The sequence below is a fragment of the Aurantimicrobium sp. genome (assembly GCF_036667855.1).
In the GTDB taxonomy this organism is placed as follows: domain Bacteria; phylum Actinomycetota; class Actinomycetes; order Actinomycetales; family Microbacteriaceae; genus Aurantimicrobium.
This window is the reverse complement of sequence record NZ_JAVWTF010000062.1, coordinates 1-6,265: the sequence shown is the minus strand read 5'-3', so window position 1 is coordinate 6,265 and position 6,265 is coordinate 1. Positions and strand designations below refer to the sequence as shown.

Sequence of the window (6,265 nt, the reverse complement as noted above, 5' to 3'; positions counted from 1 at the left end):
AAACGCGTGGGTTATCACCGCAATCGTGTTGGTCGCTCAGGGTCTACTCGTTGGTGGTTCCATGAAGTGGACTACACGTTTGAACAACTTTGCAGTTTCTGCAGAACTGATCGGCATGATTCTTCTTGTTGTACTTCTCTTTGTAGTAGGTATCATCGCGAAGGAACTCAACATCGGAAACCTCTTCTCGACTGGTGCTATTCCAGCCGAGGGATATTTCTCAATTGGAACGCTCACAACAGCAGGCCCATGGATTATGGGTACTCTTCTGGGCGCTTTCACTATTGTTGGTTTTGAATCTGCCGCTAACTTGGCTGAAGAAACCAAGCACCCTGCAGTCGTGGTTCCCAAGGCCATGATTCAGGCTGTACTTGCCTCGGGCATCATTGGCTTCCTGTTTATTGTGGTCGTCACCATGCTTGCTGGGGATCCAGTTGAACTCGCTTCCTCGTCAACCCCAATTGCAGATGTGATTACTCGCGTACTAGGGCCATTCGTTGGAACCGCGTTGCTGGTTATGGTTGTTATCGCAATCTTCGCTTGTGGCATGGTCATCATGCTTACGGGTGTCCGTCTCACTTGGGCAATGGCTCGTGACGAGCGTTTCCCCGGCCACAAGGTCCTTGGCCGCATCAACAAGAGCACTGGAACTCCTCTTGCAGCAACTGTGTTCTACACCGTTGTTGCTGAATTGATTCTTGCGCTATTCGCAGAGCAGACTGACACTCTCTTCCTGCTCTTTGGTGCAGCTACATTGCTCCCTGCGGTTATCTATGCAGCGACAGTGGTGCTGTACATCGTCAAGCGCAAGCAGCTTCCTCCAAGCAAGGGATTCACTCTCGGAAAATGGGAAGTTCCTGTCATCATCCTGGCTTCCATTTGGCTGATCTTTGAGCTTGCAATCTTCCGCGACGCTGCGTTCTTGAACGCATGGATTTATGTGGGAATCATGGTCGCCATCGGTGCTCTGTATCTCATCTTCCTTCTCGTCGTTCGCGGCGGAGCTAAGGGCCTTTCAATGCCTGATCTCCACTCAATTGATGCTGAACTTGATGCAGACGCAGCACACAAGGGGAACTAAAGGGAAATGACGACCGTCCTCGCAATCGATCAGGGTACTTCAGGTACTAAGGCAGTAGTTGTTGATCCAGCAGGCAACATACTGGGCTTGAGTGAAATCGCAGTAACTCCTGCGTACTCAAGTGGTGGAGCTGTAGAGCAAAACCCTCAGGAACTTTTGGACTCTGTCGTTGCGGCAGGGCGTGCGGCTGTTGATCAGTCGCGCGCCCTGGTGGACATCGTCACAATTGCAAACCAGGGTGAAACTGTTCTGGCTTGGGACCCTAAGACTGGGGAACCACTGAGCAACATGGTGGTCTGGCAAGATCGTCGTGCAGAATCTGTCACCAACCGCCTTCAGGACAAGTCAGAAATTTTCGAACAGAAAACTGGCCTGGTCTTGGACCCTTACTTCAGCGCTCCAAAGCAGGCTTGGATTCGTGAGAATGTAACCAAACAAGGTGTTGTGACAACTTCTGACTCGTGGTTGCTACATCAGCTCACTGGCGAATTCGTTACCGATGTTTCGACCGCAAGCCGTTCTTTAGTTACGGATCTTGATACAGGCGAATGGGATCGAGAATTACTCTCCCATTTTGATCTACAGGACGAAAAGCTCCCTAAGATCCTTAACTCTGATGAAATCGCGGGAGTAACCCGTCATTTCGGTGGAATCATGCCAGTTGGCGGATTGATAGTTGATCAACAAGCGGCTCTCCTCGCTGAGAAGTGCCTCGAAGTCGGCGAAGCTAAATGCACCTTCGGTACTGGAGCATTTTTACTAGCAAATACAGGAAAGCGAGCTGTGCGATCTTCAGCAAAGCTCGCAGCTAGTTTCGCGTGGCGTACGGAGCTCGAGACTGCTTACTGCTTTGATGGCCAGGTTTATACAGCTGCATCAGCTGTGAGATGGCTCAAGCAAATGGGCTTCATTAATGCGGCAAGCGAACTGGACATTAAGGCTGCTTCCCACCATGACGGTATTTACAGCGTTCCAGCTTTCGCTGGGCTGGCGGCACCAAGATGGCGCCCAGATGTCAAAGCGAGCTTCTCCGGAATCACTTTATCTTCGGAACCAAGCCATTTCATTCTTGCTGTGCTGCAAGGTATCGCCGCACAAGTTGCTGAGTTAGTAGATCTTGTCGAAAGCGATATGGGGTCTGCTTTGAAAACCCTTCGAGTTGACGGTGGACTCACACAAAGCGCTGTATTGATGCAATCGGTGGCAGATCTCACTCAGAGAACGATTGAGATTTACCCATCGCAACATGCGACTCCACTTGGTGCGGCAGCCCTCGCTCGGGTTGCTTCCAAGTCGGGGGGATGGATTAAGGACTCAGTAATTGAATGGGCTCCTTCTCACGTATTTGAACCAAAGTGGCGATCAGAACAAGCGCAAGAGTTTAGAACTGCATGGGCAACAGCTGCAGATTCTGCACTGTAGGAAGAAGTAGATATGAGCAAGGTAATTAATCCGGTTTACGACGTCGCTGTAATCGGTGCAGGAATCGTAGGTTCAGCAATCGCACGCCAACTTGGGGAATACAACCTCAATGTGGTTTTGGTCGATTCTCGTTCTGACGTGGGAGATGGAACGAGTAAAGCTAACACTGCAATTTTGCACACTGGCTTTGATGCAAAGCCAGGAACACTTGAATCTCGGCTTGTGAGCCGCGGGTACACGTTGCTTTCTGAATATGCCAAAGCCACGGGTATTCCAGTGGAGCCAACAGGGGCAATCCTGGTTGCCTGGGACAAAGAGCAACTGGATGTTCTCCCAAGTCTCAAAAAGAAGGCTGAAGAAAACGGCTACAAGAAGACGGAAATTGTCGACGAGGCCTACGTTTATCACCATGTTCCAGATCTAGGTCCAGGAGTCCTGGGTGGATTGACTGTCCCCGGCGAGTCGATTATTTGCACGTGGACAACCAATTTGGCTTTGGCAACTGAGGCAGTGCTCAGAGGCGTCGAACTCAAATTAGGTCACAAAATTACTTCAGTTGAAAAAGGACTGAGCCACACCACGTTGAAGAGTGATGCAGGCGAGATTCAAGCCAAACTCATCATTAACGCAGCGGGCCTTGGCGGAGATTACATTGACCAGATGTTTGGTTATGACCGATTCCACATCACCCCACGTCGTGGTGAATTAATTGTTTACGACAAGCAGGCTCGACCACTTGTAAAGAAGATTGTTTTACCCGTGCCTACCGCTTTAGGTAAGGGTGTCCTCGTCAGTCCGACGATTTACGGAAACGTCATGCTTGGGCCCACCGCAGAAGACCTTGGAGATCGAAGTGCAACAGGCACCTCGGAGAGTGGTTTTGAGTTCCTCCTATCCAAGGGTGAAAAACTCATGCCCAAACTTCTCCAAGAGGAAGTAACAGCAACGTATGCCGGCCTGAGAGCCGCGAGTGACTATCCGGATTACCTCATTGATTTGGATGAAACTCAGAAGTACATGGTCGTTGGCGGAATTCGATCAACTGGTTTAACTTCTGGTATCGCAATCGGTGAGTACGTAGACGAAATCCTAAGTAAGTCCTCAGTTATAAAACTTGAGAAAAAAGCAAAGTTACCTCCACCACCCCACATGCCAAATATTGGTGAATCTTTCTTGCGCCCCTATCAGGATCAAGCACGCATCAAAGCTGACCCTGCATACGGCAAGGTTGTGTGTTTCTGTGAGCGGGTCACTGCGGGAGAAATTCGCGATGTTTTCGAATCACCTATTCCACCCAGCACGTTAGATGGGCTTCGCCGTCGTACCCGTGCCCAAAATGGGCGTTGCCAAGGTTTCTTCTGCGGGGCAGAGGTCAAGGAAATATTTGATTGCAAAGGCTCGAATGTTCCTAAGCCTGAAGAGGTTTCAAGTAAGAAGGTTGCCCGATGAGCATCTCGGAAGTTAAAAAAGTTTCAGTAGCAATCATTGGTGGAGGACCGTCAGGGCTTCAAGCAGCAGCTGGTTTGGCAAAACTCATTCCTGGTGGAGTTACCGTCTTCGATCGTGAGTCCCAGCTTGGAGGCATTCCAAGACACAGTGACCACCCTGGGTATGGAATCCGTGACATGGGCAAATTTATTACAGGCCCAAAATATGCTCGGATTCTAGTTTCTAATGCAGAAAAAGCTGGAGCTGAATTAGTTGCACAAGCAACAGTGACGGATTGGACCGGAGAAAAGAGCTTTAACGTCACCACACCCCAGGGCAGATATGAAGTCCAAGCGGATGTTGTAATTCTTGCAACTGGTGCGCGAGAGCGCGCCAGAGCTGCTCGAATGATTCCTGGCGATCGAAGCGCCGGAGTGATTACGACTGGACAACTTCAAAATCTTGTTCACATCAAACATGAAACAGTTGGTAAGCGCGCAGTGATTATTGGCGCGGAACTTGTGAGTTGGTCCGCTGCACTTTCGTTGAAGCATGCTGGATGTAAAACAGTCATGCTGACGACTGAATATCCACAGGTTGATTCATATTCACTGTTTTCAGTTCCGGGAAAGTTTTACTTCGGCGCTAAAGTTGCGAAGAATTCTCGAGTCACGCGAGTGATCGGAAAGCCACGCGTTGAAGCTGTCGAAATTGAAAACACTAAGACAGGCAAACGAACAATAATTTCTTGTGACACAGTGGTTTTCACTGGCGGCTGGATTCCAGACAATGAACTTGCTCGTTCTGCTGGTGTGGAATTGGACTCTGGTACCAAGGGGCCAGTAGTTGACACCGAATTTAGAACAAATATTTCCGGAGTATTTGCTGTCGGAAATATGTTGCACCCCGTAGACACTGCAGATGTTGCAGCGCTTGATGGTTCAGCAGTTGTAAAACCCGTCGTGGAATACCTCAACGGTAAGAAGGCAAGCAACCTTTCAGCCTCAATTCAAGTAGAGGAACCATTGAGATGGATTTCACCTGCTCTGATCAGGTCTGATGACCAGGAAGCTGCCCGCGGAAGATTGCTTTCCTGGTCCGACAAGTTGATTTACTTTCCTCGTGTAGCTGTGCGTCAGAAGGGCAAGTTAGTTGCCCAGAAACGACTTTGGTGGCCAGCAGCACCCGGTCGAGTATTCCGTATTCCAAGCAGTGTCCTCAAGAACATCGACTATTCCGCTGGCGACATCGTCATCTCCATTAATTAGAAAAGAAAGAACAATATGCGTACCAATATCTCCTCTGGCTCTCCTCGCGAACCTCAGCTTGGCTACTCTCGCGCCGTAAAGGCAGGCAACCTTGTCTTTGTTGCAGGAACAACTTCAGGAGCTGCCCAAGGTCAAACCGGCGAGGCTGAAGCCGTTGCTCAGACACGAGTTATCTTCGAGAAGATCGAGGCGGCTTTGAAGCAAGCAGGGGCATCTTTTGAAGATGTTGTTCGCACACGTCTCTATCTCACCGATATGAGTCACTTTGATGCAGTTGGAGCTGTCCACGGTGAAATCTTTGGAGACATTCGTCCTGTTACTGCCGTCGTTGAAGTTGGTGCTCTAGCTGCTCCCGAACTTATCGTCGAAATTGAAGCTGACGCAGTAATTCTCTAACCTCCGAAATCCTGCGGGACGTATGGCCTCCAAGCTCCGCAGGATTTCGGAACTATTCCCATGAGCGCAGTGAAGTACGTTATAGATTTCGATGGAGTACTAGTTTCCGGGGACGTAACTGTTGACCTCATAAATCGCTTTTTGAGGCGTTATCCAGCAAGAATTTTCAAGCTTGCAGCACTGATTCCTAATGCTTTGGCTGCGAGAAATGACAAAGCTAGAGCTCGTCTCAATCGCAGAGCGATAACAAAGTTGTTTGCTGGGATTACAAGACTTGAATATTCAGAACTACTCAATGAAGTTTTGGATTTATACACAAAAAATCCAAACAAATTCAATGTTCAAATTTGTCAGGAGGTCATGAAGTTACCTCGCGAGGAAATCGTCGTGGCGACCGGTGCAGACACAGAGTTGGTGAAGGGGCTGCTCAAATTACTGGGAATGGGTCAGACTCAGGTTCTAGGTTCAACATTTAGTGCTTTACCAAATGGAATCGAAATAACTCATCACAATGTCGGTCAGAACAAAGTTCAGTCGCTCATTTTGGCAGACGTTTACCCGCGTATAACTACTGTTTATACCGATTCAGCAGCAGATCTACCATTAATTAGGGCATCGCAAAAAGCTGTTTTGGTTAACCCCAAACGGAAGTTAGTAAAGATGCTTTCCA

Annotated in this window: 6 protein-coding genes; all 6 read left to right on the top strand. The window is 49.0% G+C overall.

The annotated features are described in order from the left end of the window. A partial coding sequence (locus RR877_RS09335) for an amino acid permease (protein ID WP_332628021.1) occupies positions 1-1,081 on the top strand: 1,081 nt, incomplete at its 5' end. Between the two features lie 6 nt (positions 1,082-1,087). Continuing rightward, on the top strand, positions 1,088-2,503 hold the full coding sequence (locus tag RR877_RS09330) for an FGGY family carbohydrate kinase (RefSeq protein ID WP_332551519.1): 1,416 nt from the start codon (positions 1,088-1,090) through the stop codon (positions 2,501-2,503). Positions 2,504-2,515: 12 nt separating this feature from the next. Next, the gene (locus RR877_RS09325) at positions 2,516-3,952 is read left to right on the top strand and encodes an NAD(P)/FAD-dependent oxidoreductase (RefSeq protein ID WP_332628019.1); all 1,437 of its coding nucleotides are present in this window, start codon (positions 2,516-2,518) and stop codon (positions 3,950-3,952) included. Further along, positions 3,949-5,199 (top strand): FAD-dependent oxidoreductase, encoded by a 1,251-nt coding sequence (locus RR877_RS09320; protein ID WP_332551559.1) that lies wholly within the window; start codon positions 3,949-3,951, stop codon positions 5,197-5,199. The genes RR877_RS09325 and RR877_RS09320 overlap by 4 nt, the downstream gene beginning before the upstream one ends. 15 nt (positions 5,200-5,214) lie before the next feature. Further along, positions 5,215-5,595, top strand: a complete 381-nt coding sequence (locus tag RR877_RS09315; RefSeq protein WP_332551558.1) for a RidA family protein — start codon at positions 5,215-5,217, stop codon at positions 5,593-5,595. A gap of 60 nt (positions 5,596-5,655) precedes the next feature. Further along, the coding region (locus RR877_RS09310) for a haloacid dehalogenase-like hydrolase (protein ID WP_332628017.1) at positions 5,656-6,265 on the top strand (610 nt) is incomplete at its 3' end.

Coding starts and splice junctions, on each gene's coding strand:
- RR877_RS09320 (WP_332551559.1), top strand. CDS start 3,949: ATGAGCATCTCGGAAGTTAAAAAAGTTTCAGTAGCAATCATTGGTGGA.
- RR877_RS09315 (WP_332551558.1), top strand. CDS start 5,215: ATGCGTACCAATATCTCCTCTGGCTCTCCTCGCGAACCTCAGCTTGGC.
- RR877_RS09330 (WP_332551519.1), top strand. CDS start 1,088: ATGACGACCGTCCTCGCAATCGATCAGGGTACTTCAGGTACTAAGGCA.
- RR877_RS09325 (WP_332628019.1), top strand. CDS start 2,516: ATGAGCAAGGTAATTAATCCGGTTTACGACGTCGCTGTAATCGGTGCA.